Source organism: Campylobacter sp. IFREMER_LSEM_CL2090, from assembly GCF_025771865.1.
In the GTDB taxonomy this organism is placed as follows: domain Bacteria; phylum Campylobacterota; class Campylobacteria; order Campylobacterales; family Campylobacteraceae; genus Campylobacter_D; species Campylobacter_D lari_D.
In genome coordinates this window covers 1-615 of sequence record NZ_JAKMRA010000038.1, presented here as the reverse complement: position 1 = coordinate 615, position 615 = coordinate 1, and the positions used below count along the sequence as shown (strand labels likewise).

1 pseudogene is annotated in these 615 nt (G+C 25.4%); it reads right to left on the bottom strand.

Features of this window, described 5'->3' with window-relative positions:
* Positions 1-615 (bottom strand): annotated as a pseudogene (locus L8V85_RS08325) (hypothetical protein); the annotation flags it as partial.

Sequence of the window (615 nt, the reverse complement as noted above, 5' to 3'; positions counted from 1 at the left end):
CTATATATTCAGACACTCCTAAGCACACTGATGAAACCCCCAATGGATCTATTTTATATTGAAAAATAGATTTTGCTAAATTAAAATAATATTTTACAAATTCACGCATCAATAGACAACGATAATAAGTTAAATGATTGTTTTGTAAAAATAATTTCATTTGATTATTTAACAAAACCCAACTCGCAGTCCTAAAATACTCTTTTGTATATTCTGGATTTTTATCAAAACTATAATATACAGGATGTAAAAAAAATGGTATATTGCTTGCAAGAACTTTTTTATCATGATTCATAGTACTATTTGGCCTAACTCTATTGCGATACATTTGTTTTGGATAAACATAAATTTTTTTAGCTTGCATAAATAATAAAATTCCAAATAGATTATCCTCTAGAATGACATAATCATAATGTTTTAATTTTATATTTTTTAAAAAATCAAAACTGATCATACCCATTACTGTAAACCAAAAACTTTTTCTTCCCATTTGAAGCGTTCTAGCAGCCCATTCTTCACTGCTTATTTGACACTCCTTATCAAAATTATAATTTTCAAATAATGTTAATTGTTTAATCTTTGGAATTTCTACATTATCATATAAATGCTTATTTG